This is a genomic window from Bradyrhizobium centrosematis, assembly GCF_045571495.1.
Taxonomy (GTDB): domain Bacteria; phylum Pseudomonadota; class Alphaproteobacteria; order Rhizobiales; family Xanthobacteraceae; genus Bradyrhizobium; species Bradyrhizobium centrosematis.
The window spans coordinates 862,132-885,876 of record NZ_CP120703.1; the positions used below are offsets into that span (position 1 = coordinate 862,132).

The 23,745-nt window shown below is 65.7% G+C and carries 21 protein-coding genes; 9 read left to right on the forward strand and 12 right to left on the reverse strand.

Annotation, left to right across the window (positions count from 1 at the left end):
• The first annotated feature begins 290 nt into the window (after window positions 1-290).
• A complete protein-coding gene (locus P6U31_RS04080; protein ID WP_407186984.1) occupies window positions 291-2,453 on the forward strand; it encodes a putative bifunctional diguanylate cyclase/phosphodiesterase in 2,163 nt (720 codons plus the stop codon).
• Between the two features lie 59 nt (window positions 2,454-2,512).
• Here the strand turns inward: P6U31_RS04080 and P6U31_RS04085 are convergent, their stop codons facing one another.
• Together P6U31_RS04085 and P6U31_RS04090 are read right to left on the reverse strand one after the other, a co-directional pair.
• Window positions 2,513-3,667, reverse strand: a complete 1,155-nt coding sequence (locus P6U31_RS04085) for an acyl-CoA dehydrogenase family protein (RefSeq protein ID WP_407186985.1) — start codon at window positions 3,665-3,667, stop codon at window positions 2,513-2,515.
• Between the two features lie 236 nt (window positions 3,668-3,903).
• On the reverse strand, window positions 3,904-4,149 hold the full coding sequence (locus P6U31_RS04090) for a hypothetical protein (RefSeq protein WP_407186986.1): 246 nt from the start codon (window positions 4,147-4,149) through the stop codon (window positions 3,904-3,906).
• Between the two features lie 180 nt (window positions 4,150-4,329).
• Here P6U31_RS04090 and P6U31_RS04095 point away from each other — a divergent pair, with 180 nt between their 5' ends.
• From P6U31_RS04095 to P6U31_RS04115, 5 genes are read left to right on the forward strand one after another with little or no spacing between them, the layout of a single operon-like run.
• Entirely contained in the window at window positions 4,330-4,584 is a 255-nt protein-coding gene (locus P6U31_RS04095) for a DUF2933 domain-containing protein (RefSeq protein WP_407186987.1), read from the forward strand.
• Entirely contained in the window at window positions 4,584-5,258 is a 675-nt protein-coding gene (locus tag P6U31_RS04100; protein WP_407186988.1) for a methyltransferase family protein, read from the forward strand. The genes P6U31_RS04095 and P6U31_RS04100 overlap by 1 nt, the downstream gene beginning before the upstream one ends.
• 50 nt (window positions 5,259-5,308) lie before the next feature.
• Complete coding sequence (locus P6U31_RS04105; protein ID WP_407186989.1) at window positions 5,309-6,016, forward strand: ABC transporter ATP-binding protein; 708 nt, start codon at window positions 5,309-5,311, stop codon at window positions 6,014-6,016.
• Window positions 6,017-6,020: 4 nt separating this feature from the next.
• Window positions 6,021-8,384 carry an ABC transporter permease gene (locus P6U31_RS04110; protein WP_407186990.1) on the forward strand — a complete coding sequence of 788 codons (2,364 nt, stop codon included), beginning with the start codon at window positions 6,021-6,023 and terminating at the stop codon, window positions 8,382-8,384.
• A gap of 2 nt (window positions 8,385-8,386) precedes the next feature.
• Window positions 8,387-9,625, forward strand: coding sequence for an efflux RND transporter periplasmic adaptor subunit (locus P6U31_RS04115; protein ID WP_407186991.1), 1,239 nt, complete (start codon window positions 8,387-8,389; stop codon window positions 9,623-9,625).
• Here P6U31_RS04115 and P6U31_RS04120 read toward each other — a convergent pair.
• The 3 genes from P6U31_RS04120 to P6U31_RS04130 form a co-directional block, all read right to left on the reverse strand.
• Window positions 9,594-10,055, reverse strand: coding sequence for a GNAT family N-acetyltransferase (locus P6U31_RS04120; RefSeq protein ID WP_407186992.1), 462 nt, complete (start codon window positions 10,053-10,055; stop codon window positions 9,594-9,596). The genes P6U31_RS04115 and P6U31_RS04120 overlap by 32 nt on opposite strands.
• A gap of 115 nt (window positions 10,056-10,170) precedes the next feature.
• Window positions 10,171-11,145 (reverse strand): ABC transporter substrate-binding protein, encoded by a 975-nt coding sequence (locus P6U31_RS04125; RefSeq protein WP_407186993.1) that lies wholly within the window; start codon window positions 11,143-11,145, stop codon window positions 10,171-10,173.
• Between the two features lie 129 nt (window positions 11,146-11,274).
• On the reverse strand, window positions 11,275-12,495 hold the full coding sequence (locus P6U31_RS04130) for an MFS transporter (RefSeq protein WP_407186994.1): 1,221 nt from the start codon (window positions 12,493-12,495) through the stop codon (window positions 11,275-11,277).
• A gap of 181 nt (window positions 12,496-12,676) precedes the next feature.
• Here P6U31_RS04130 and P6U31_RS04135 point away from each other — a divergent pair, with 181 nt between their 5' ends.
• Together P6U31_RS04135 and P6U31_RS04140 are read left to right on the forward strand one after the other, a co-directional pair.
• Window positions 12,677-13,969 (forward strand): serine hydrolase domain-containing protein, encoded by a 1,293-nt coding sequence (locus P6U31_RS04135; RefSeq protein ID WP_407186995.1) that lies wholly within the window; start codon window positions 12,677-12,679, stop codon window positions 13,967-13,969.
• Between the two features lie 163 nt (window positions 13,970-14,132).
• On the forward strand, window positions 14,133-14,546 hold the full coding sequence (locus P6U31_RS04140; protein ID WP_407186996.1) for an SRPBCC family protein: 414 nt from the start codon (window positions 14,133-14,135) through the stop codon (window positions 14,544-14,546).
• A 57-nt stretch (window positions 14,547-14,603) separates the two neighbouring features.
• Here P6U31_RS04140 and P6U31_RS04145 read toward each other — a convergent pair whose 3' ends face one another.
• Complete coding sequence (locus tag P6U31_RS04145) at window positions 14,604-15,407, reverse strand: alpha/beta fold hydrolase (protein WP_407186997.1); 804 nt, start codon at window positions 15,405-15,407, stop codon at window positions 14,604-14,606.
• A gap of 297 nt (window positions 15,408-15,704) precedes the next feature.
• A complete protein-coding gene (lepA, locus tag P6U31_RS04150; RefSeq protein WP_407186998.1) occupies window positions 15,705-17,516 on the reverse strand; it encodes a translation elongation factor 4 in 1,812 nt (603 codons plus the stop codon).
• Window positions 17,517-17,629: 113 nt separating this feature from the next.
• On the opposite strand from lepA, the gene P6U31_RS04155 reads away from it, so the two are divergent.
• Window positions 17,630-19,255 carry a glycosyltransferase family 39 protein gene (locus P6U31_RS04155; RefSeq protein WP_407186999.1) on the forward strand — a complete coding sequence of 542 codons (1,626 nt, stop codon included), beginning with the start codon at window positions 17,630-17,632 and terminating at the stop codon, window positions 19,253-19,255.
• A gap of 196 nt (window positions 19,256-19,451) precedes the next feature.
• On the opposite strand, the gene P6U31_RS04160 is transcribed toward P6U31_RS04155, so the two are convergent.
• From P6U31_RS04160 to P6U31_RS04180, 5 genes are all read right to left on the reverse strand, one after another.
• The gene (locus P6U31_RS04160) at window positions 19,452-19,769 is read right to left on the reverse strand and encodes an HPr family phosphocarrier protein (RefSeq protein ID WP_407187000.1); all 318 of its coding nucleotides are present in this window, start codon (window positions 19,767-19,769) and stop codon (window positions 19,452-19,454) included.
• Window positions 19,766-20,167 (reverse strand): PTS sugar transporter subunit IIA, encoded by a 402-nt coding sequence (locus tag P6U31_RS04165; RefSeq protein WP_007597752.1) that lies wholly within the window; start codon window positions 20,165-20,167, stop codon window positions 19,766-19,768. Before P6U31_RS04165 ends, P6U31_RS04160 begins: the two co-directional genes overlap by 4 nt.
• A gap of 133 nt (window positions 20,168-20,300) precedes the next feature.
• Window positions 20,301-20,825, reverse strand: a complete 525-nt coding sequence (locus P6U31_RS04170) for an HPr kinase/phosphorylase (RefSeq protein ID WP_407187001.1) — start codon at window positions 20,823-20,825, stop codon at window positions 20,301-20,303.
• Window positions 20,822-22,615, reverse strand: coding sequence for a stimulus-sensing domain-containing protein (locus P6U31_RS04175; protein ID WP_407187002.1), 1,794 nt, complete (start codon window positions 22,613-22,615; stop codon window positions 20,822-20,824). Before P6U31_RS04175 ends, P6U31_RS04170 begins: the two co-directional genes overlap by 4 nt.
• A gap of 206 nt (window positions 22,616-22,821) precedes the next feature.
• Entirely contained in the window at window positions 22,822-23,523 is a 702-nt protein-coding gene (locus P6U31_RS04180) for a response regulator transcription factor (protein WP_008542552.1), read from the reverse strand.
• Between the last annotated feature and the right edge of the window lie 222 nt (window positions 23,524-23,745).

Genomic DNA, 23,745 nt, shown 5'->3' on the forward strand with positions numbered 1-23,745 from the left:
GAATCACTGCCGCTCGCATGCAATTCCACGCGATTGCGGAAACGATTCAAGCACGCGCGCAATTTTGCGTCAGATCGCGCTATGATTGCGGCATTGTCGCCGGTTCGATCCCGCTCGCCGACCTAGCCGGGCCGCGCAAACAGGCAGCGATGTTCCTCCGGCGCAGGCCCCGGCCGGCGAGGATTACTTTTTTTTCAGACACTTGCCCCAAGACTTTGCGCTGCCGGGCGCGACTGGGACGAGTGAAGTTGGGTTTGAAGTCTCGAAATACAAGAAAGCGAAAGCAAAGCGTGCTTGCCCGGGCCGGCCAATCGCCGCGCAAGCCGCGCTTCGCGCGCGCGCCACGCGCCTTGTCCGAGCGCGACGAAATCTTGCGCAGCCGCGCCGAAGCGGAAGCCGCAATCGCGGACGCGCGCAAATCCCATGAGCGCCTGCGCCAAGCCATCGACATCCTGCCGCAGGGCATCGTGTTTCTCGATGCCGAAGGCCGCTACGTGCTCTGGAACAGGAAATACGCCGAGATCTATAGCAAGACCGCCGACCTGTTCGAGGAAGGCGCGCGCCTCGAAGACACGCTGCGCATCGGCGTTGCCCGCGGCGACTATCCCGAGGCCGCCGGGCACGAAGAGGAGTGGATCGCCGAGCGGCTGCGCAAGCTCTATCAGCCCGGCGCGCGCCACGAGCAGAAGCTGTCGGACGGTCGCGTCATCCTGATCGACGAGCGCTTGACCGACGACGGCGGCGTCGTCGGCCTGCGCGTCGACATCACCGAATTGAAGCAGCGCGAGGCCTCGTTCCGCCTGCTGTTCGACGGCAATCCCGTCCCCATGGTCGTCTGCGCGCTGGACGACGAGCGCATCCTCGGCGTCAATGATGCGGCGGTCGCACATTATGGCTACAGCCGCGCCGAGTTCGAGAAGCTGACGATCCGCTCCTTGCAGGCCTTCGACAGCGAGCCGCCCTGGACCGCCAACCGTTCGAGCGAGGAACAGGCTGGCCGCACCTGGAAGCATGTCAAGGCCGACGGCGCGTTGATCGACCTTGCGATCTATTCGCGAGAATTGACCTATGCCGAGCGGCCCGCGGTGCTGCTTGCGCTGATGGACATCACCGAGCGCAAGCGCGCCGAGGCGCGGCTCGCCTTCATGGCCCAGCATGACGCCCTGACCGGCCTGCCCAACCGCACCCTGCTGCGCCAGCAGATGGACGAGATGCTGCTGCACTCGCGGCGCAGCCCCGAGAAGGTCGCGCTCCTGATGCTGGGGCTGGACAATTTCAAGGCGGTCAACGACACGCTGGGGCATGCGGTCGGCGACAAGCTCTTGCGCGGCGTCGCCAAGCGGCTGCGTTCGACCTTGCGCGAGGAAGACGCGCTGGCGCGGCTCAACTCCGACGAATTCGCGATCCTGCAGAGCGGGCTGACGCGGCCCGAGGACGCGGCGGGCCTCGCAAAGCGCCTGCTCGAGGCCATCGCCGATCCCTATCTGCTCGACGGCCATTCCGTGGTGATCGGCGCCTCAATCGGCATCGCGATGGCGCCGGGCGACGGCGACGATTCCGAAAAGCTGCTCCAGAGCGCCGACATGGCGCTGTCGCGCGCCAAGCTGGATGCACGCGGCACCTTCGCCTTCTTCGAGGCCGCGTTAGATGCAAAAGCGCAGAGCCGCCGCAAGATCGAGGTCGAGCTGCGCGATGCGATCCGGAATGACGTGCTGCGGCCCTATTACCAGCCGCTGATCGACCTCCAGAGCGGCCGCATCACCGGCTTCGAGGCATTGGTGCGCTGGCCGCATGCCGAGCGCGGCATGGTCTCTCCGGCCGAGTTCATTCCGGTTGCCGAGGACACCGGCCTGATCAATCCGCTCGGCGGGCTGATGCTGCGCCGAGCGTGCCTCGATGCCGCGGCCTGGCCGGACGACGTCCGCGTCGCCGTCAACCTGTCGCCGCTGCAGTTCCGCAGCGGCAATCTGCTCTCGATCGTGACGGACGCGCTGAAAGCTTCCGGCCTGCCGCCGCGCCGGCTCGAGCTCGAGATCACCGAGACGCTGCTCCTGGAAAAAAGCGCACAGGTGCTGGCGACGCTGCATGCCTTGCGCGCGCTCGGGGTGCGCATCTCGATGGACGATTTCGGCACCGGCTATTCCAGCCTCAGCTATTTGCGCAGCTTCCCGTTCGACAAGATCAAGATCGACCAGTCGTTCGTGCGCGATCTCGGAGCCAACCGCGAGGCGCAGGCGATCATCCGCTCCATCGTCAGCCTCGGCAAGGGCCTCGGCGTCACCATCACCGCCGAAGGCGTCGAGACCGAAGCCGAGCTGAGCTGCCTGCGCGCCGAAGGATGCCACGAGGGCCAGGGCTTCCTGTTCAGCAAGGCCCGCCCCCATGCCGAGATCGTCAGCCTGCTCGCCGCGCAGCGCGGCATCGACGGCGACGCCGCCGCGCTGGTGGCGTGAGCTCTAGCTCTCCCCGCGAAGGGCGGGGCGAGGGCGCGCCGCATCGGTGGGTTTGCCGTTTACCGACCTCCCGCCAAAATCGCCTTCCCGACATCCTCGTAATGCGTGTCCCGCGCCTGGATCTGCTGCGCGATCGCATGCATGTCGCGAAACCGCCGCTCGAACGGCTGGCTGCGAAACACCGCGGTCGCGCCGGCCATGTGATAGGCGGTGTCGACCACGCGCGCGGATTGATGGATGGTCCAGGTCGCGGCGAGCCGGACTGCGCTCCGATGTGCAGGGCTGAATTCGCCGGTTGCGCAGAGATCGTGCCACATTGCGTTGGCGGTCCCATAGAGATACGCGCGCGCGGCACGCAGATCGCCTTCGGTGCGGCCGATCAGGCCCTGGACCGCGGAGCTGTCGCGCATGGCGCTGGCCGCGAGTGAGGGGTGCTTGCCACGCGCCAGCGCGATGGCAGCATCCAGCGTGGCGCGTGCGACGCCGAGCGAGACCGCGGCAAAGCCCAGGCTGAAGGTCGAGCCGGTGCCGATCCTGTAGAGCGGGCCGGGCTCGCGTAGCGCGGCCGGCACGTCGCGGAACGCCGTGAAGCGCTCGGGGATGAAGAGGTCGTGCACCTCATAGGAATCGGTGCCGGTGCCGGCAAGGCCAATCGCCTGCCACACGTCGTGCAAGATCGCGCTCCCGGCGGGAAACAGGATGGTGCGCAGCTCCGGCGATCCGTCGGCATTGTTGCGCGGCACACCGTCAGCGTCCACGATGCGCACATGCGCGCCGAGCCAGCTCGCCTGCCGCGAGCCCGAGGCGAAATCCCAGCGCGCCGTGACGCGATAGCCGCCCTCGACCGCGCGCGCCTCATGCCCGATCGCGCCCCAGGCGAGGATGCCGGGCGCCGTGTTGAAGATCTCCTGCGCGGTGCCGTGGTCGAGCCAGGCCGCGATCATCGCGCAGACGCTGCACTGGCCGAGGCACCACGCCGTGGAAGCATCCGCCTTCGCGATCTGCTCCAGCATCTGCATGACGATTTCAATCGGCGCTTCGGCGCCGCCAAGGCTCTGCGGCAGCAGCGCGCGATAAAGCCCGTTCTCGATCAGGGCGTTCACGACGACCGGCGTCAGCCGACGGGTGCGCTCGATCTCGTCGGCCTCACGCGCAATCAATGGCGCAATGGCGCGGGCACGTTCGACCAGGTCAAGTCCGGCAATAGCGTCCATGCGCCTTCCTCGCTCATTCTGTCGTGAGCTGTGAGAGGCGCGGATGGTGGTCTATTTGGTCGGAAGGATCAAGACGGAGGAATGACCGTCATTCCGGGCTCGTGCCAAGTGCGCTTTCCAGCGCGTTCCCGGAATGACGGTCGATGCGTGCGATCGGCTCGGCGCGGTCGCCGGCGTCGGTCCTTGCCGCGCCGTCGCACCCGCTTCCTGCCGTCGCAGACCGGCCGAGGCCCGAATTACTTCTTCTCGCCCATGTGGTGAGGCGTCGAGGTGCTGGGGCCGCCGGTGTAATGATGGCCGCCGGACTCGGCGTTCGCCGACGTGCCGGACTTCTCCTTCTTGCCCATGTGGTGCGGGACTTCGGTCTTCGGTCCGCCGCTGTAGTGATGGCCGTTCTTTTCCTTGTCGGTGCTTTGAGCCATTGCGGGAACGGCGAGCAGGGAAACGATGCCGATGGCGGCGAGAAGGGTCTTGGTGATCATGTTCAGTCCTCCAGGTTTCGGAGGCTCCACGATAGGCATCCAGGCAAACTCGGTTTTGAGGAATCTCAAGTTGCGGACAGCTCCTGGCCGTGTCGGCGCGTTCAGCCTCGCGAGCCGTTGATCTGCGTCAAAAGCGATGGCGGCGGTGCTCCTATGCTGCGGCGATCGAGAGGAGCGCCCATGCCGGTGCAGGATCATTCCGCTTATCCAGAGCGGCAGGCCGAGGGTATGTCAATGAAGGCCAAGGCCGGCCTGGTCCTGATCGGGTTTCTGGCCATCGCCGGCGTGCTGCTGTTCACCGAGCACAGGGCTCACGTGCTCGGATTGCTGGTCTGGCTTCCGCTTCTCGCCTGTCCGCTGATGCACATCTTCATGCACGGCGGACATGGTCATCATCATGGCGGCGGCCGGCCGGACGATTCGAGGAGCGCGTGATGCACGACACCGCGCCTGCCTACGGCCTCTGGAGCCTCGTCATCGTCAACTCGGCGGTGTTCATCCTGTTTGCCTACAGCTTCTTCAAGCCGCAGACCTCGCGCGACTGGCGCTCCTTCGGCGCCTTCAGCGCGTTCCTGGTGGCGCTGTTCGTGGAGATGTACGGCTTCCCGCTCACCATCTACATCCTGTCGGGCTGGCTGCAGTCGCGTTATCCGAACATCGACTGGTTCTCGCACGATGCCGGTCATCTGCTCGAGATGATGTTCGGCTGGAAGGCCAATCCGCACGCCGGGCCGTTCCACGTTCTCAGCTTCATCTTCATCGGCGCCGGCTTCATCCTGATCTCGGCCGCCTGGCGGGTGCTGTACGAGGCGCAGCAGACCCGGAGCCTCGCCACCACCGGCCCCTACAGCTACGTCCGGCATCCGCAATATGTCGGCTTCATCCTGGTGATGTTCGGCTTCCTGTTGCAGTGGCCGACGATCCTGACGCTGGCGATGTTTCCCGTGCTGACCGTGATGTACGTGAAGCTCGCCAAAGACGAGGAGCGTGAGGCAAGAACGGAGTTCGGCGAGGCCTATGCCCGCTACGCCGCGCAGGTGCCGGCGTTCATTCCCCATCTCAACCGGCAATCCGGTCAGGGCTCTTCCGGCGGCTATCGTCACGGCTGACCTGCGCGCGAGGAGATGCCGGCGCAGGGCACCGGCTTGAAAGGACGTCGATGAGCGTGCCCGTCTTCACCGCCAAGGGCCTGACCAAGACCTACGTCTCCGGCGAAGTGATGGTGCATGCTCTCAACGACGTGAATCTCGAGATCGCCGAGAAGGAGGTGGTCGTGCTGCTCGGCCCCTCCGGCAGCGGCAAGACGACGCTGCTCAACATCATGGGCGGACTCGACCGGCCGAGCGGGGGCCGGCTCTTCTTTCGTGATCTGGATCTGACCGATCTCGGGGATCGCGAGCTGACGAAATATCGCCGCGACCATGTCGGCTTCGTCTTCCAGTTCTACAATCTGGTGCCCAGCCTCACGGCTTACGAAAACGTCGCGCTGGTCACCGAGGTCGCGAGGAACCCGATGCGCGCGGGCGACGCGCTCGCCCTCGTCGGGCTCGAGACGCGCATGCATCACTTTCCCGCCCAGCTCTCCGGCGGCGAGCAGCAGCGCGTGGCGATCGCCCGTGCGATCGCCAAGCGCCCGGCGGTGCTGCTCTGCGACGAGCCGACCGGGGCGCTGGATTCGAAGACCGGCATCCGCGTCATCGAGGCGCTGCTCGGCGTCAACCGGCAGCTCGGGACCACCACGGTCATCATCACCCACAATGCCAGCATCCAGGAGGTCGCCGACCGGGTGCTGTTCTTCGCCGACGGCCGCATCTCCCGCATCCAGGCCAACGAGGTTCGCCGGGACGCTGCCGAGCTGACCTGGTGATGTCATGAAGGTGCTCGACATCAAGCTGCTTCGCGACGTCAGGCGGCTCTGGGCGCAGGTGCTCGCGGTCGCGCTGGTCGTCGGCGGCGGGGTCGCGACGCTGGTGCTCGCGGTGGGCTCGCATCGATCGCTGGAGGAGACGCGGATCGCCTATTACGAGCGCTACGGCTTTGCCGACGTGTTCGCGCAGGTGAAGCGGGCGCCCAAGGCCCTCATCGACAGGATCGGCGAGATCCCCGGCGTTGCCGCCGTCGATGCCCGCATCGCTAAGCCGGCACTGCTCGACATTCCCGGCTTTTCCGCGCCGGCCAGCGCGCAGTTCGTTTCGCTGCCCGACGACGGCGAGCCGCATCTCAACCGGCTCTATATGCGCTCGGGGAGGCTTCCGGAGCCGGGCCGGACCGAGGAGGTCGTCGTCAACGAGCCGTTTGCCCGCGCGCACGGCTTTTCGGAGGGCGCGCGGTTCTCCGCCATCCTCAACGGCAGGAAGCGCGAGCTCGTCATCGTCGGCACCGCGCTGTCGCCGGAGTTCGTCTACACCGTCGGCCCGGGCGACCTGATGCCGGATGATCGCCGCTACGCCATCATCTGGATGTCGGAGAAGGCGCTCGCCGGCGTCTACGATCTCGATGGCGCCTTCTCGGCGGTCGCGGTCAAGCTGCAGCCCGGCGCTTCCGAGCGCGAGGTGGTGCTGCGGCTCGATGCCGTGCTCGACCCATATGGCGGACAGGCGGCCCACGGTCGCAAGGACCAGACCTCGCACGCCTGGCTCGACCACGAGCTCGACATGCTCAACAACATGAGCCGCACGCTGCCGCCGATCTTTCTCCTGGTTGCGGCCTTCCTCGTCAATCTCACCTTGACCCGGCTGGTCGCGCTCGAGCGCGAGCAGATCGGCCTGCTGAAGGCGCTGGGCTATTCCGACAGCAGCATCGTGCTGCATTATTTCAAGTTCGTCGCCTTCATCGTCGTCGTCGGCATTGCGCTGGGCAGCGTCGCCGGCACCTGGCTCGGGCTGCGCGTCACCGCCCTGTTCGGCGACTTCTTCCACTTCCCGTTCCTGGTGTTCGCGAAGGCGCCGGACCTGTATCTCACCGCAGGTGCGCTGAGCGCGGCGGCCGCGGCGATCGGCGCACTCAGAGCGCTGCGCGAGGTGGTGAGGCTGCCGCCCGCCGTCGCCATGCAGCCGCCGGCCCCGCCGGTCTATCGCCGGCTGCTCCCTGCGCGCATCGAGCTCGACCGGATCGTGTCGCAGCCGACGCTGATGATGGTCCGCAACATCGTGCGGCATCCGATGCGAGCCTTCTTCACCGCGCTCGGCATGGCGCTGGCGACCGCGATCCTGGTCGTCTCGCTGTTCACACGCGACAGCATGGAGCACCTGATCGACGTGACCTACTTCCTCGCCGACCGGCAGGACGCGACCATCGGCTTTGCCGAGAAGCGGATCGCGAACGTCGTGGAGCAGGTGAGCCGGCTCCCGGGCGTTCTCGCCGCCGAGCCGTTCCGCGAGGTGCCGGTGCGGATCCGCCACAGCAATGTCGAGCGCCGCATCGTCATCAGTGGCCGGCCGGCCGACGCCGACCTCCGGCGCATCATCGATGCCGAGCTTCGGCCGGTCGCGCTCCCGGAGACGGGCCTCGCCATCTCCGGCATGCTCGCGCACATCCTCGGCGTCGGCCCCGGCGACAGCGTCGAGATCGACTTGCTCGAGGGCGCCCGGCGAACGGTCACGGTGCCGGTGGTCGCCACCGTCGAGGACTATTTCGGCATCAAGGGCATGATGCAGAGCGAGGCGTTGCGCAAGCTGATGCGCGAGGCTCCGGTCGTGACCAGCGTCAATCTCAGCCTCGATGCGAGCCGGACGGAGGAGTTCTACACGGCGGTGAAGTCGATGCCGACCGTGGGGGGCGTGGCGCTGCAGCGTGTCTCGCTGGCGAATTTCCGCAAGACCGTCGCGCTGCTCGTCACCACGATGGCGAGCATCTACACCGGGCTTGCCGCCGTGATCGCGTTCGGCGTCGTCTACAACAACGCGCGAATCTCGCTGTCGGAACGAGCGCGGGAGCTGGCCAGCCTGCGCGTGCTCGGCTTCACGCGCGGCGAGGTGCTGCGCATCCTGCTGCTGGAGCTCGCGATCCTCACGCTGGTCGCCCAGCCGCCCGGCTGGCTGATGGGCTACGGCCTCGCCTGGGTGATGAAGACGAACCTCGCCGGCGAGTTGATGCGCGTCCGCCTCGTCATCGAGAACTCGACCTACATCACCGCCACCTCCGTCGTGGTGCTGGCCGCCATCGCTTCCGCCGCGGTTATCCGCGAACGCATCGACAGACTGGACCTCGTCGCGGTCCTCAAGACGCGAGATTAGCCATGCCCGCCAACTGGACCAAGCGCATCACCGGCGTCGCGCTCGTGGCCGCGATCCTCGGAGGGCTCGCCTGGTTCGCCTGGCCGCGGCCGGTGCTGGTCGATCTTGCAACCGTCGCGAAGGGACCGATCGAGGTCACGGCGGACGACGATGGCAAGACCCGCGTGCGCCACGTCTACACGGTGTCGGCGCCGATCGCGGGCAAGGTGCTGAGGATCTCGCATCCACTCGGCGAGCAGGGACCCTCGCTTCACGTCGGCGACGAGGTCGTCGCCAACCAGACCGTCGCCCTGATGCAGCCGACTCTGCCCGGCTTCATCGACGCGCGATCGCGCGATCAGTTGCAGGCCGAGGTCTTGGCCGCCGATGCCGCCATCCAGCAGCAGGAGGCGGAAGTGCAGCGGATCGAAGCCGCGCTCGACTTCTCGCGGACCGAGTTGCAGCGCTCGCAGACCTTGTTGCGGACGCAGTCCACCTCGGCCCAGGCCTATGACAAGGCGAAATTCGAAGTCGCCACCAACGAGGCCGCCTTGAAGAGCGCCAAGGCCCAGGTCGAGATGCGCCGCGCGGTGCGCACCAGCCTGGCGGCGCGGCTGATGGACCCGGCGAGCGCCACTCCGTCGGCGGAGCCGACCTGCTGCATCCGCGTGCTGGCGCCGGCAAGCGGGCGCGTGCTGAAGATCATCCAGGACAGCGAGACGACGGTTCTGCCGGGAACGCCGCTGGTCGATATCGGCAACCCGCTCGATCTCGAGGTCGTGGCCGACCTGCTCTCGACCGATGCGGTCCAGGTCAAGGTCGGCGCGCCGGTGCGGATCGACGGCTGGGGCGGACAGCCCATCAGGGGCAAGGTGATCCGCGTCGACCCCGCCGGATTCCTGAAAGTCTCGGCGCTCGGCATCGAGGAGCAGCGGGTTCGCGTCACCATCGATTTCAGCGATCCGCCCGAGAATTGGGTCGCGCTCGGACACGACTATCGCGTCGTGGTCCACGTCACCACCTGGAGCGCGCCCGACGCTCTCACCGTACCGGTGAGCGCCTTGTTCCGGCAAGGCGGTCAGTGGGCCGTCTTTGTCGACGAGAACGGCCGCGCCAGGACAGCCCCGGTCCAGATCGGGCACCGCAGCAGCCGCACCGCCGAAGTTGTCGCAGGACTCGCCGCAGGCGACCGCGTCGTGCTGCATCCGAGCGACCGGATCAGTGACGGCATCAGGATCGCGCAGCGAGTGGTCGCTCCATGATGATGGTGCGCTCGTCCCCGTGGAAGCTGTCGCGCACGGCCTTGAACCCGAGCCGCGCGTAGAAACTCTCGGCGGTAATCGACGAAGGAACGGTCAGGGACGGCAGGTTTCGCGCGCATGCCGTCCGTTCGATCTCGGCCATCAGTAGCTTGCCGATCCCGCGCGCCTGCACATCGGGCGCCACGAAGACGGTGCGGACGACACTGCCGTCGAGGCTTGCCGTGCCGACGATGCGGCCGCCAAGGGTGGCAACGAAGACAGTGCGTTTTCCGATCAGCTCCCGCACCGCGTCCGGACTGAAGCTGCGCTCGACCCGTGCGATGATCGCGTCCGTATAATCCTTCGCATTGGTCTCCCGAAGCGACCGCAAGATGACGCCGCTGATGGCATCGGCGTCATCTTCCAGTGCGGGCCGGATCGTGTAGTCCATGGATCGCTCCATCGATGCAGCTCACCCGACAGACGGGCGATCAATCAAGCTTGGCGAGAATGTCCCGGATGAACGCGCGGGTTTGGCAACACCAAACGAGCCGAGTGAGCCGCGATCATTCGATCACTTCGTCCGCGGACGCCACGAGGGAATCGGGCAAGCGCAGGCCGAGTTTCCCGGCGGTCCGCAAATTGAGCACCATTTCGAACTTCGTCGGCCGCTCGATCGGCAAGTCCGCCGGTCGTGCTCCCTTGAGGATGCGGTCCACATACGATGCCAGCCGATGGTACGAATCGGAGAGCTTCGGTCCGTACGTGCAGAGCGCGCCGCTTCTGGCGAAGATCGGCCAGCCCGAAATGACCGGCGCCCGATGTTGCATGGCGAACTCGATGATCTTGTTTCGCGATTGAATGGCGAAGCCGTCCGCGAACAGCGAGATCGCTTGCGGAGGGTTCGGCTTCATGGCCGCGAATGCCGAGTCGAGCTGGTCCTCGGTTGCCGTGCCGAAGAAGTCGGCTGCCACGCCAAGCCTCCTGGCCGTTTCCTCCGAATAGACGCGCTCGATCTGAGCGCCCGGGTGCTCGGGGTTGCCGATGATGGCAACGCGCTGCAGGCCCGGAACCGCATCGCGTAGGATCTGCAGGCGCTTTGCGTTCAGCTCGGCGGCCATGAAGGTGAGGCCCGACATGTTGCCGCCCGGATGCGAAAGGCTTTGGGCGAGGCCCGCGATGACGGGATCTCCGCTGAAGACATAGACCGTCGGGGTCGGCAGTTTCAGCTCGTTGACCACAGCGACCGCAGATCCCTGGACGACCAGGACGTCGACCGGCTTGCGAACCAGCTCCGCGGCGAGCGCCGGTACGCGCGTCGGATCATCGTCACCGTAGCGATAGGTGATTTCCAGATTCCCGTTCTCGACGTAGCCAAGTCCGTTGAGAGCCGCTCTGAAGACCTCGACAAAGGGCGCAAGGCTCGCCTCCCGCTGAGCCGTCAGAAACCCTATCCGAAACAGCCTGCTCGCTGCCTTCAACCGCTGCGGCGCGGCTAGCGCGAAACCAGCACTGCAAAATAGAAACGCGCGTCGGTCCATCTGGCCGCCTCCACGGCAGCAGCCAGCTTAGCCGCATTTGCCCGCCTCATCCAGCCACGCCGTCCGGCCACTGATGACGGATACCGCAACGGCTCGGCTCATTGAACAGGCCGCCGGAGCGCCACCTCGTCAGGCCGCTGCGCGGCCGAGGTCGAGTGTCGGCCTGCGCCGTGTCGGAAAGCTCAGCGCCACCGCGACGGCGGCGAGCCCGATCGCGAAGGAGCCCACATGCAGCCACGTGTAGCGCTGGAAACTGTCAAACACGAGCCCGCCGGCCCATGGCCCGAGCGCCATGCCGAGGCTGGCGAAGGCCGACACCGCGCCGAACACCGTGCCCATGATGCGCGCGCCGAAGAACTCGCGGACCAGCACGGCATAGAGCGGCATCACCCCGCCATAGGCGAGGCCGAACACGACCGAGAGCGCGTAGAACTCGCCGAGCTGGGCGACCGCGAGATAGGTGGCGATGCACATCGCCTGGACGAAGAGTCCGCCGACCAGCACGGGCTTTGCACCGATGCGATCGGCGAGCGCACCCAGCAGCAGGCGTCCGCCGAGGCCCGAGAGGCCGGCGACGCTGTAGACCGTCACCGCCGCGAGCGGGGCGATGCCGCAGACCATCGCATAGGACACCATGTGGAAGATCGGGCCGGAATGCGCCGCGCAGCAGGCGAAATGCGCCGCCGCCAGCGCGATGAATTGCGGGGTGCGCAGCGCTTGCGCTGGCGTCAGCTCGATGTCCGGCGCTGCGTCGGTAGCGGTGGTCCCGGTCGCTGCCGGCGCCGGGCGCACCAGGAAGCAGGCGGGGATCAGCAGCGCCCAGGCAGCACAGCCGATCACCAGCATCGCGGTGCGCCAGTCATAGGCCGTGATCAGCCAGCTCGCGGTCGGCGCGATCGTCACCGGCGACACGCCCATGCCGGCGGAGACCAGCGCCACGGCGAGGCTCCGGTTCTTCTCGATCCAGGCGCTCGCGAGCGCCATCATCGGCGCGTAGAAGCTGCCGGCGGCAATGCCGATCAGGACGCCGAAGCAAAGCTGGAATTGCCACAGGCTCGTTGCCTGGCTCGCGGTGACGAGGCCGAGCCCCAGCAGCAGGCTTCCCGCGAGCACCACGATGCGGGTGCCGAAGCGGTCCGACAGCGTGCCCCACAGGAACGCGGCAAATCCCATGCAGAGGAAATCCAGCGTTGCCGCCGCCGACACGCCGGCGCGCGACCAGCCCATCGCTTCCGAGATCGGCTGCAGGAACACCGCCAGCGACAGCATCGTGCCGAATCCGACACAAGTCATCAGCGCACCCGCGGCGACAACGACCCAGCCATAGTCGAAGCGTGACGGCTTGCTCATGCGTTTCCTCGCGCCTTTGGTTTTGTTGATGGTGCGCGGGAGGGATCGTGGCTCATCTGTCGGGCGAGAGCAAGGCGGGTTGCCACCGCAGGCTGACACCGTCTGGTTGCCGTGATAGCATGCCGCTCGTCAGCGGCCTGCAATGTCGGCACATACACGCACGTGCGAGGAGGTCATTGCCATGAAATGGGGAGCGCTGCGTGGGTGCTGCAGGCTGTTCTTGCCTGTCATGATCGCCGCCGCGGTCTGCGCGCCCTGGACATGCGCACAGGATGTCCGAAGCGCGCCCGCTGCGCCGGGGCCGGTCTTTTCGGATAGCGGCCCCGATGCCGATATCTATGGCGCGGCCGAGGGCTATCCGGTCGGTGCGCGGGGAGCCGCGCCCCAGCTCGACAAGCTCGTCGGCGTCTACAGCCATTTCGGCGAGGTCTATCCCTCGCGTCCGATCGGCCGCGCGACCACGGCCTGGCAATTCAAGCGCGCGCCGGAGCCGGCGATCGCCTACAGCTTCGGCACCGAACGGCTGGGCATCGCAGACTATCTCAAGCGCAACCCGGTGACGGGACTGCTGATCGCCAGGGACGACACCATCCTCTACGAGCACTATCAATATGCGCGGACCGACCGCGACCGCTTCGTCTCGCAGTCCATGGCCAAGACGCTGGTGGCCATGCTGGTCGGGATCGCGGTCTCGGAGGGACGGATCAAGTCGATCGACGATCTCGTCTCGACCTACGTCCCCGGCCTTGCCGGCACCGAATATGGCAACACATCCCTCCGCGCCTTGTTGAACATGTCCTCGGGCGTCGAGTTCTCGGAAGAGTATAATGGGCATGACGACATCGCCCGGCTTGGGCGCGCCCTGTTCGCCGACGAGCCGAAAGATCCCGCCGCCGTCGTCGCACAATTCAACACCCGAACCGCACCCGCGGGGACGAAATGGCACTATGCCAGCGTCGAAACCGAGATCCTCGGCCTGGTCCTGCGCGCCGTCACGGCAACGCCGGTCGCCGACTATCTGCATGACCGGATCTGGGACCCGATCGGCGCCGAAGCGGATGCCTCGTGGGCGATCGACGGGAGCGGGCAGGAGATTGCCTTTTGCTGCTTCAACGCAACCTTGCGCGACTATGCGCGCCTGGCCCGGTTGCTCGCCCATGACGGCGCCTGGGAAGGTCGTCAATTGATCCCCCGGCAGTGGCTGCTGGATGCGACGACCGTCAGGCCGGAGGATGGTCATCTCGCTCCGCGCGTGGCCACGCCCTATTTCGGCTACGGCTACCAGGTGTGGCTCCTCCCCGGCGAGCCGCGCAGATTTGCCCTGCTCGGCATCCGCGGCCAGGTCATCCTGGTCGATCCCGCCTCCAAGCTCGTCATGGTGCACACGGCCGTTCGCCAAAAGCCGTCCGAGCCGGGCGCCCTCAGGGAGCCGCTCGCGTTGTGGTTCGCCGTGCTTCAGCAGCTCGGGCAATGACGAGCTGACGGCGGCTTGAATCCCAGATATTCACGACGACCATGTCGGAGCCGACCGCGTTCGATCGTCCTTGGTTTGCAAATCCCGGACGTGCCGCGGAGGACCCGCCACACCGGACGTGATGTCGCACCTTGCGTGCAAGAATCGAACTGGAGCAATGCCCATGAGGATCACCGTCGAAACCACCGTCGCAGCCCCGATCGATCGGGTTTGGCGCGCCTATACGACGCCTGCCGACATCGTGAAGTGGAATGCGGCCTCCGACGACTGGCATACGACCAGGGCGACGGTCGACCTGCGGGAAGGCGGCGCCTTCTCGTCCCGCATGGAAGCCAAGGACGGCAGCATGGGCTTCGACTTCGCCGGCACCTACACCAAAATCGTCGAGCACAAGCGGATCGAATATTCGTTCGGCGACCGCAAGGCCGAGGTCGAGTTTGTGCCGGGCGCGAAGGGTGTTGTCGTTCGCGTCGTCTTCGATGCCGAAACGACGCACTCGGTCGAGCAGCAGCAAGGCGGCTGGCAGGCGATCCTCGACAGTTTCGCGCGGTACGTCGAGGCGAAGTCGAAGGTGTGATCGATCAGAAGTCGATGGGCGTCGCTGCTGCTTCGCCCATCGACTTGCGCGGTCATCTCACGCTGCTTTGGTCAACACGTCCGTCAACCAATCCGGCTCGACGATCATGACCGAGTGTCCGGACGTCGTGTTCTCGAGGACGGTCCAGGAGCTGTCCGCCTTGCACTCCGCCGCTGCTTTGTCCATGGCAGCCGCCTGGAATTTCGGCAGGCGGATGTAGGTCTTCTTGGCGACCTTTTCGCGCGCGCCGGTGAGCTTGACCGGCTGCAGGAAAGTGCCGATCGGATGTGGAGTGACTTTCGACAACACCCAGGCGACGTCCTTCGGATCGCTGAAGGCATTCGGCGGAAGCGCCTTGGGCGCCGGACGGCTGATTGCGCCTTCTTCGATCGGGAAGGGGACGAGGTCCCGGAATGCCTGGCCGTCCGCAGGCTTGACGGCGTCGACCAAGACGATGGACGACACCCGGCTTCCGATGCGTTCGAGCGCGCCTGATGCCGGACAGCCGCCATAGGAATGCGCGACGAGGCAAATGTCCGTCAGGTCCTCCCACTCGACGAGATTGGCGATGTCGGTAATGTGGGTGTCGAGGGTAATATCCTTGTTCAGAAGGTGTGAGCGCTCAGCCAATCCTGTCAGCGTCAGCGCATAGACGCGATGCCCCTGCTTCTGCAGGCGTTCCGTGACGCGATGCCAGGACCATGCCCCGTAATACGCGCCGGGAACGAGCACGTAGGTTCTTTGCGGCGTCTGTGCGCGGGCCGGAGCGATGAAGGCTCCTGACGCGATCGCAGAGGCTGAACCAACCGAAGCGCCGAGGCTGCCGATAAGTCTGCGACGGGTGATGCTTGAACGGATCATGAAATAACTCCGTTGGATCGAATGATTGATACTTGAAAAATTGCACGTGCCTGATCGGGCTGGCTCATCCGGCCGGCTGCGATGATGGCATCATGCTCCCGTTTTGCCCGGCGGGTCAAACGGGTTTCGGCAAATCGAAAAAAGCAAAAGGAAACAACGCGCCCGCTACTGTGCATGGGGTTGTTTTCGACATTTCTGCTTTGGCAGGTCCCGGATGGTTCGGACCGGGCTGGTCTCCCGCCGCCCGGCCAGGGCCTGACGGCGGCGAGCGTCGCGATGAAGTCCCGAGGCGTCGCCTCAGCTATCCACCTTCAGCGCCGCAATGAAGGCTTCCTGCGGAATGTCGACCTTGCCGAACTGCCGCATCTTCTTCTTGCCTTCCTTCTGCTTCTCCAGAAGTTTTCGCTTACGCGTGATGTCGCCGCCGTAGCATTTTGCGGTGACGTCCTTGCGCAGCGCGCGCACCGTTTCGCGCGCGATCACCTTGCCGCCGATCGCCGCCTGGATCGGGATCTGGAACATGTGCGGCGGGATCAGCTCCTTCATCTTCTCGACCATGGCGCGGCCGCGCCCCTCCGCGCGCGTGCGGTGGACCAGCATCGAGAGCGCATCGACCGGCTCGGCATTGACCAGGATCTGCATCTTGACGAGATCGGCCGGCTTGTAGTCGGTCAGATGATAGTCGAACGAGGCGTAGCCCTTGGAGACCGACTTCAGCCGATCGTAGAAGTTGAACACGACCTCGTTGAGCGGCAGATCGTATTTCACCATGGCGCGGGAGCCGACGTAGGTGAGCTCCTTCTGCGAGCCGCGGCGGTCCTGGCACAGCTTCAGGACGCTGCCGAGATATTCGTCCGGCGTCAGGATCGTCGCCTCGATCCAGGGCTCGTCGATCTCGGCGATCTTGACCACGTCGGGCATGTCGACGGGATTGTGGATCTCGATCTCGGTGCCGTCGGTCAGCTTCATCTTGTAGATGACGCTCGGTGCGGTTGCGATCAGATTGAGATCGAACTCGCGCGACAGCCGCTCCTGGATGATCTCGAGGTGCAGCAGGCCGAGGAAGCCGCAGCGGAAGCCGAAGCCGAGGGCGGCGGAGGTCTCCATCTCGAAGGAGAAGCTGGCGTCGTTGAGGCGCAGCTTGCCCATCGCGGCGCGCAGCGTCTCGAAGTCGTCGGCGTCGACCGGGAACAGGCCACAGAACACCACGGGGATCGCCGGCTTGAAGCCCGGCAGCATCTCGGCGACCGGCTTCCTGTCGTCGGTGATGGTGTCGCCGACGCGGGTGTCGGCGACTTCCTTGATCGCGGCGGTGATGAAGCCGATCTCGCCGGGGCCGAGCTCCTCGACCTGCTGCATCTTCGGCGTGAAGAAGCCGACGCGCTCGACGTCATAGGCCGCGCCCGTGCCCATCATGCGCACGCGCTGGCCCTTCTTCATGGTGCCGTCGACGATGCGCACCAGCACGACGACGCCGAGATAGACGTCGTACCAGCTGTCGACCAGCAGCGCCTTCAGCGTCGCGTCGCGGTCGCCCTTGGGCGGCGGCAGGCGGGTGACGATCGCTTCCAGCACGTCGGGAATGCCAAGGCCGGTCTTGGCCGAGATCATCACCGCGTCGGAGGCGTCGATGCCGATGACGTCCTCGATCTGCTGCTTGACCTTCTCGGGCTCGGCCGCGGGCAGGTCAACCTTGTTCAGGACCGGGACGATCTCGTGATTGTTGTCGAGCGCCTGGTAGACATTGGCGAGCGTCTGCGCTTCGACGCCCTGGCTGGCGTCGACCACCAGGAGGGAACCCTCGCACGCCGCCAGCGACCGCGAGACTTCGTAGGCGAAGTCGACGTGGCCGGGCGTGTCCATCAGGTTGAAGATGTAGTCCTTGCCGTCCTTGGCGCGGTACTGCAGGCGCACCGTCTGCGCCTTGATGGTGATGCCGCGCTCGCGCTCGATGTCCATGGAATCGAGCACCTGCTCCTTGCCCGCCATCTCGCGGTCGGAGAGGCCGCCGGTCATCTGGATCAGGCGGTCGGCCAGCGTCGATTTGCCATGGTCGATATGGGCGACGATGGAGAAATTGCGGATGTTGGAAATGGGGACGGTCGTCATGGGCGCGGGATACCACTCACATCCCCGTGCGGCAACCATATTGCTGTATTTTCAGGGCCTTTGTTCACGCCAAGCTGATTCCACGATCGCCCAAAACGCGCTAGGCAACGGCCATGTCGATCACCTCTCTTCCGACCCCTAGGGCGCGCACGAAGACCCGCCTGAGCTTCGACCGCTTCCGGGCCTGGCTGGTTGCCTGCGCGGTCCGCCCCGAGGCGCGATTGTGGCTGGTGATCCAGCTCGCCATCCTGCATGCGGTGCTCTGGACCTTCATCCTGATCAATCTCAAGGCAGCGCAGGACGTTCACATGGACGTCGCAGAAGCCTATGGCTGGGGCCAGCAATTCCTCTGGGGGTACGGCAAGCACCCGCCTTTGTCGGGCTGGGTCGCCGGGCTCTGGTTCAAGCTGTTCCCGGCGGCGGACTGGGCGACCTATGCGCTCGCGATGGCGACCGTCAGCGTCGGCATGGTGATCTGCTGGCTGGTGGCCTTGCGCGTGGTGGATGCGCGCCGCGCGTTCCTGGTCGTGGTGATGGTCGCGCTCTACCCGATCTTCAATTTCAAGGGCTTCAAGTACAACCCGGATCTGCTCCAGCTCGTCACGCTGCCGCTGCTCGTGCTCGCCTATCTCAATGCGTTCGAGAAGCGGAGCTGGCAGTCCGGCATCTGGCTGGGATTGGCCGGCGCGCTGGCGCTGATGACCAAATATTGGGTGCTGACCATGATCGGCGCCATCGGGCTCGCCGCGCTGATTCATCCGGAGCGGCTGAAATTCCTGTCGTCGCCGGCGCCATGGGTGGCGATCGTGACGATGGGACTTGCGATGATCCCGCACGTCGTCTGGCTGGCGGATGCGCAATTCGTGCCGCTGACCTATGCCGGCGACACCTACAGCCTGCAGGACAAAGACCAGGTGCATCAGCTCGTCGCCGGCTACTTCCTGCATAATTTCGCGCTGGTGGCGCTGCCGGTCGCGCTGGCCGGGCTCGCCATGGCGCTGGTGCCGCCGTGGACGACGCTATTGTTGCGCGCGCCCTCGCGCATCGTCACGCGCGCCTGGGCGCGCGGCGTCAATCCGGGCGTCAATGTCGCGCAGGCGCTCAATGTCTGGATCGTCCAGATCATCGTCGCATTCGGCCCCCCGCTCGGCGCGCTGGTCTTCAGCATCTACATGAAGACCGATTGGGGCATCTCGCTGTTCTTCCTGGTGCCCTTGGCGCTGGTCGCGATCCCCGCGCTGCGGGTGCAGAGCGCGAGCCTGTTCAACATCGCCGCGATCTGGCTGGTGCTCAGCGCCGCGACGCTGGCCGCCTCGCCCTGGATCGCCGCGCGCGAGATGGCGGCCAATGCCGGCAACACCGCCACTTACGGCGCGCGCTCGGATCTGGCGCGCGAACTGACCCAGGCCTGGCACGCGCGCTTCGCCTCGCGCTGGGCCGTCGTCGCCGGCACCATGGAGACGATCCAGCCGATGGTGTTCTACAGCCCCGATCATCCGAGCCCGTTCACGCCGAACGAAGCCTGGGCGTCCGGGCTGACCTCGCTCGACGACGTCAAGAGATACGGCTTCATCGGCGTGTTCGATCCGGCCAACGAACGCCTGCCGGCGTTCGAGAAGTGGATCTCGGAGATCGCGCCGAACGCCGAGCGCATGGTGATGACCACGCGTCGCTTCACCCATGGCAAGGCCGGCCCGTCGATGAGCTGGAACGTCTACATCGCGCCGCCGGCGAAGTGACCTCTTCAGCTCTCCCCGCTTGCGGGGAGAGGTCGGATCGCTCTTGCGATCCGCGTGAGGGGGTACAGGTCTATCGACGACCGTCCGTGTCGAGAGAGCCCCTCACCCCGACCCTCTCAGCGCGAGCGAAGCTCGTCGCGACCCCGTAAGAACGGGGCGAGGGAGCGCCAGCACGGCGCGTTGCGAGAGGAAGGGCTCAGATCCCTTCCTCGTTGAACTTGCTTTCAACGAGCTCGGTGATTGCCGCGAGCGCGGCCTCGGCTTCGGCGCCGGCGGCCGCGACGGTGATCGTCGTGCCGGGGCCGGCGGCGAGCATCATCAGGCCCATGATCGAAGTGCCGCCGACGGTCTCGCCGCCGCGCGTCACCCACACCTGCGCGTTGAAGCGCTCGACCGCCTGGACGAATTTCGCCGAGGCGCGGGCATGCAGGCCACGCTTGTTGATGATCAGGAGATCCTTGGAGATCGCGCCCGCGGGCACGCCTGTCCCCGCTTGTGGCGCCTCCTCGCTCATTTGCCGGCGAGCACGCGGCTGGCGATGGTAACGTATTTGCGGCCCGCTTCCTGGGCCATCGCGATCGCGTCGGGCAGCGGACGCTCCTCGCGCACCTTGGCGAGCTTCACCAGCATGGGAAGGTTGATGCCCGCGAGCACTTCGACCTTGGGCCGGCTCATGCAGGATATTGCGAGGTTCGACGGCGTGCCGCCGAACATGTCGGTGAGGATGGCAACGCCGTCGCCGGAATCGACGCGGTTAACCGCCTCGATGATGTCGCTTCGGCAGAGATCGGAATCATCTTCGGCGCCGATCGTGATCGCTTCGATTTGCTTTTGTGGGCCCATGACATGTTCAAGCGCTGCCTTGAATTCGTCGGCAAGGCGCCCGTGGGTCACAAGTACTAGACCAATCATCGGAAAACTCCTCGCGGGCGCTTTTGGTGCACCGCACGAACGCGCCACTTTGACCATCCAGAGCCCCTGCGCAAGAGGGGATGTTGCGTATCTCCCTGAATCTAGACGGATGGATGAGGGGAGCTGCGCCGGTCTATTCGGTCGCGATAGTGGGGTTCATATGGTTACCATTTCCCTTCAAACAATCGCCTGAAGGGTTAACGGAAGATGAACTCTTGGTAGTGGTCAAGGCCGCGACAACCAGGGGGAGGGGCGAATAGTCGCGGCTCACCGGGATTCGCGGTATTTCGACACCTAAAATGCTTGTTTTCAGGGACTCCGCCGGCGGCAGGCGTTCGGCGTCCGCGGCATCCAGATCGACGACGAGACCGACGGTCGCATGCTCCACGAAGTCGCAGCGGCGAATCCCAAGGCCCCGGATCTCGATCAGGCCTGCCAGGCGAGGCGCCGCGCTGACCTCAATTTCGTCGCCGACTGTCGCCAGATGGACACGGTCATCCCCGACCAGAACGGCCGCTTCGACCACGCCCGCGCGTCCCGCCATGATCAAATCGAAGGCAAGGCGCGACTTGCCGGAGCCCGAGGGCCCGCGGATCAGCACCGCCACCGGTCCGACCTTGACCGCGGAGGCGTGAATGCTGGGCGCGCCGGCGTTCATAGCGCCGGCAGCCTCACCACGAAGCGCGCGCCTGCGACCGTCGGGACGCCTTCGTCATCCGGCGGGCCTGCGCGATTCTCGGCCCAGATGCGTCCGCCATGAGCGTCGACGATCTGCTTGGAGATCGACAGGCCGAGCCCGGAATTCTGGCCGAAGCCCTGATGCGGACGGTCGGTGTAGAAGCGCTCGAAGATGCGCTCCAATGCGTCGTCACGAATGCCGGGGCCGTCGTCGTCGACCACGATCTCGATCTCGGAACGCACGCGGCGGCAGGTGAGGCGCACCTTGCTGCCGCGTTCGGAGAACGATTGCGCGTTGGAGAGCAGGTTGGAGACCACCTGTCCGAGCCGCGAATCATGGCCGCTCACGGCGAAGGTGTCGGCCGGGCCGCGGCCCTCGAAGCGCGTTTCGACGGCGACATCGTGGCCGAGCTTGGTTTCGTTGGCGACGGATGCCAGCGTCGTCAGCAGGCGGCGCAAATCGACCGGGATCGCATCCTGGCGCTGCAATTCGGCATCGAGGCGGCTGGCGTCGGAGATGTCGGAGATCAGGCGGTCGAGCCGCTTGACGTCGTGCTCGATCACCTCGAGCAGGCGCGCGCGGCTGTTCTCGTTGCGCGCCAGCGGCAGCGTCTCGACCGCCGAGCGCAACGAGGTCAGCGGGTTCTTCAATTCGTGGGCGACGTCGGCGGCGAACATCTCGATCGCCTCGATGCGGCTGTACAGCGCGCTCGTCATGTCGCGCAGCGCGCCGGAGAGGTGGCCGATCTCGTCGCGGCGGCGGGTGAAATCGGGGATCTCGATGCGGGCCTTGATGCGGCGGCGGACGCGCTCGGCGCTGTCGGCGAGCCGGCGCACCGGGCCTGCGATCGTGCTCGCGAGCAGCAGCGACAGCATGATCATGACGGCGGCTGCGACGCCGCCGACCTTGAGAATCGCGAGGCGCTCGGCGGTGACCATCTGGTCGATGTCGTCGCCTTGCGTCGACAGCATCAAGGCGCCGTGGATCGCGCGCGAACGCAGCACGGGCACCGCGACCGACACGATCACCTCGCCGCGCGCATTGACCCGCACCATCGAGCGCTTCTGGCCCTGCAGCGCGTCGGCGACCTCGGCATAGCCGTTGCCGTTCTCGGGCCCGAGCTCGCGGTAGAGCGGCAGGTCGCCGCGGTTCAGCCAGGTGCGGACTGCGACCATGCCGCGCTCGACGATGCCGGGCTTCTCGGCCGGAGGCGGCAAATTGTAGCGCAGCACGTTCTCGAGGTTGCGGCTGTCGACCAGCAGGCTGCCGTTCGGATCGTAGATGCGGGCGCGCGTCTTGGTCGGCGAGATCAGCGTGCGCAGCACCGGCGCCACGCGCTCCGGATTGATCGGGAAGTCCAGCGGCGAATATTCGTCCGAGCCGCCATAGGTCTCGCCCGGCTTGAGGTCGAGCAGCCGGTCGGGATCGATGGTGATGGTGTTGGTCTGCACCGTGGCCGAGGCCGCGATCGCGCCGGCAATGATCTCGGCCTGGACCAGGAGACTCTGCGCCCGCGCGTCGATCAGGCCGGCGCGGAATTGCGACAGATAGAGGATGCTCGCCACCAGCGCGACGAGGCCGGCGAGGTTGAGCGAGACGATGCGGCGGGTCAGGCTGGAAAAGGACAGCGCGAAGAAGAACTGCCCGGCGCGCTTCAGCCAGTTCAGCGGCCGGAAGCCCTGCCGCTTCTCGGCCAATTGCTCCGAAACGCCGTCGGATGAGACATCCCCGGCGCTCTGGTTCGGATCAGGCTGCGTTCGGTCCAGCAATGCTTACGCCCGCGTTAGGACAGCTTGCGAGAAGGTCCCCGCATCCTAGAGCATGATCCGGAAAAGTGTGTAGTGGTTTTCCGAAAACGTCATGCTCAAACGATAAGCTGAAGCGCGATGATCTCATCGCGCTTGGAGCGCTTCCGGTCTCGATCGAACGAGAACCGGAAATGCTCTTTAAGTCTTTCGTGAAGCTGCCTGCCGCCTCAGGCTTCCTTGAATCGGTAGCCGACGCCGTAGAGCGTTTCGATCATCTCGAACTCGTTGTCGACCACCTTGAACTTCTTGCGCAGCCGCTTGATGTGGCTGTCGATGGTGCGATCGTCGACATAGACCTGGTCGTCATAGGCGGCGTCCATCAGCGCGTTGCGGCTCTTCACCACGCCGGGCCGGGTCGCGAGCGCCTGCAGGATCAGGAATTCGGTGACGGTCAGCGTCACCGGCTCGTTTTTCCAGGTGCAGGTATGCCGCTCCGGATCCATGCGCAAAAGGCCGCGGTCGAGCGCCTTGGCGTCGTTCTCCTTCGGTGCGACAGTCGGGTCCTTCGGCGCCGAGCGGCGCAGCACCGCCTTGACGCGCTCGACCAGCAGGCGCTGCGAGAACGGTTTGCGGATGAAGTCGTCGGCGCCCATCTTGAGGCCGAACAGCTCGTCGATCTCCTCGTCCTTGGAGGTCAGGAAGATCACCGGCAGGTCGGACTTCTGCCGCAGGCGGCGCAGCGTCTCCATGCCGTCCATGCGCGGCATCTTGATGTCGAGGATGGCGAGATCGGGTTGGGTGGTGCGGAAACCGTCAAGCGCGGAGGCGCCGTCGGTGTAAGTCATGATGCGGTAGCCTTCGGCTTCCAGCGCGATCGAGACGGATGTGAGAATGTTGCGGTCGTCGTCGACCAAAGCGATTGTGGGCATGAGCCTCTGCTTTCTGCTTTCCGTTTGGGTCGTGGCTTGAAACGGCGAGCAATCCACTGATGCGCCGCATACATGGGTGCCGAGTTGGCGTTCGAACCTTGTCACCGAGCAATGCAAGCTGGGCTGAAGTGTGACCAAGTTCCACGAAACACGGCAGATTCGCCGCATGTCGACCCATAACCGGGCCCCCGTTTACCCGAAAAAAGGCCCCCCTTGCAACCA

Excerpts from the sequence above, each read along its gene's own strand:
- P6U31_RS04085 (WP_407186985.1), bottom strand. The coding sequence starts at position 3,667 with ATGGACGCTATTGCCGGACTTGACCTGGTCGAACGTGCCCGCGCCATT.
- P6U31_RS04090 (WP_407186986.1), bottom strand. The coding sequence starts at position 4,149 with ATGATCACCAAGACCCTTCTCGCCGCCATCGGCATCGTTTCCCTGCTC.
- P6U31_RS04095 (WP_407186987.1), top strand. The coding sequence starts at position 4,330 with ATGCCGGTGCAGGATCATTCCGCTTATCCAGAGCGGCAGGCCGAGGGT.
- P6U31_RS04100 (WP_407186988.1), top strand. The coding sequence starts at position 4,584 with ATGCACGACACCGCGCCTGCCTACGGCCTCTGGAGCCTCGTCATCGTC.
- P6U31_RS04105 (WP_407186989.1), top strand. The coding sequence starts at position 5,309 with ATGAGCGTGCCCGTCTTCACCGCCAAGGGCCTGACCAAGACCTACGTC.
- P6U31_RS04110 (WP_407186990.1), top strand. The coding sequence starts at position 6,021 with ATGAAGGTGCTCGACATCAAGCTGCTTCGCGACGTCAGGCGGCTCTGG.
- P6U31_RS04115 (WP_407186991.1), top strand. The coding sequence starts at position 8,387 with ATGCCCGCCAACTGGACCAAGCGCATCACCGGCGTCGCGCTCGTGGCC.
- P6U31_RS04120 (WP_407186992.1), bottom strand. The coding sequence starts at position 10,055 with ATGGACTACACGATCCGGCCCGCACTGGAAGATGACGCCGATGCCATC.
- P6U31_RS04125 (WP_407186993.1), bottom strand. The coding sequence starts at position 11,145 with ATGGACCGACGCGCGTTTCTATTTTGCAGTGCTGGTTTCGCGCTAGCC.
- P6U31_RS04130 (WP_407186994.1), bottom strand. The coding sequence starts at position 12,495 with ATGAGCAAGCCGTCACGCTTCGACTATGGCTGGGTCGTTGTCGCCGCG.
- P6U31_RS04135 (WP_407186995.1), top strand. The coding sequence starts at position 12,677 with ATGAAATGGGGAGCGCTGCGTGGGTGCTGCAGGCTGTTCTTGCCTGTC.
- P6U31_RS04140 (WP_407186996.1), top strand. The coding sequence starts at position 14,133 with ATGAGGATCACCGTCGAAACCACCGTCGCAGCCCCGATCGATCGGGTT.
- P6U31_RS04145 (WP_407186997.1), bottom strand. The coding sequence starts at position 15,407 with ATGATCCGTTCAAGCATCACCCGTCGCAGACTTATCGGCAGCCTCGGC.
- lepA (WP_407186998.1), bottom strand. The coding sequence starts at position 17,516 with ATGACGACCGTCCCCATTTCCAACATCCGCAATTTCTCCATCGTCGCC.
- P6U31_RS04155 (WP_407186999.1), top strand. The coding sequence starts at position 17,630 with ATGTCGATCACCTCTCTTCCGACCCCTAGGGCGCGCACGAAGACCCGC.
- P6U31_RS04160 (WP_407187000.1), bottom strand. The coding sequence starts at position 19,769 with ATGAGCGAGGAGGCGCCACAAGCGGGGACAGGCGTGCCCGCGGGCGCG.
- P6U31_RS04165 (WP_007597752.1), bottom strand. The coding sequence starts at position 20,167 with ATGATTGGTCTAGTACTTGTGACCCACGGGCGCCTTGCCGACGAATTC.
- P6U31_RS04170 (WP_407187001.1), bottom strand. The coding sequence starts at position 20,825 with ATGAACGCCGGCGCGCCCAGCATTCACGCCTCCGCGGTCAAGGTCGGA.
- P6U31_RS04180 (WP_008542552.1), bottom strand. The coding sequence starts at position 23,523 with ATGCCCACAATCGCTTTGGTCGACGACGACCGCAACATTCTCACATCC.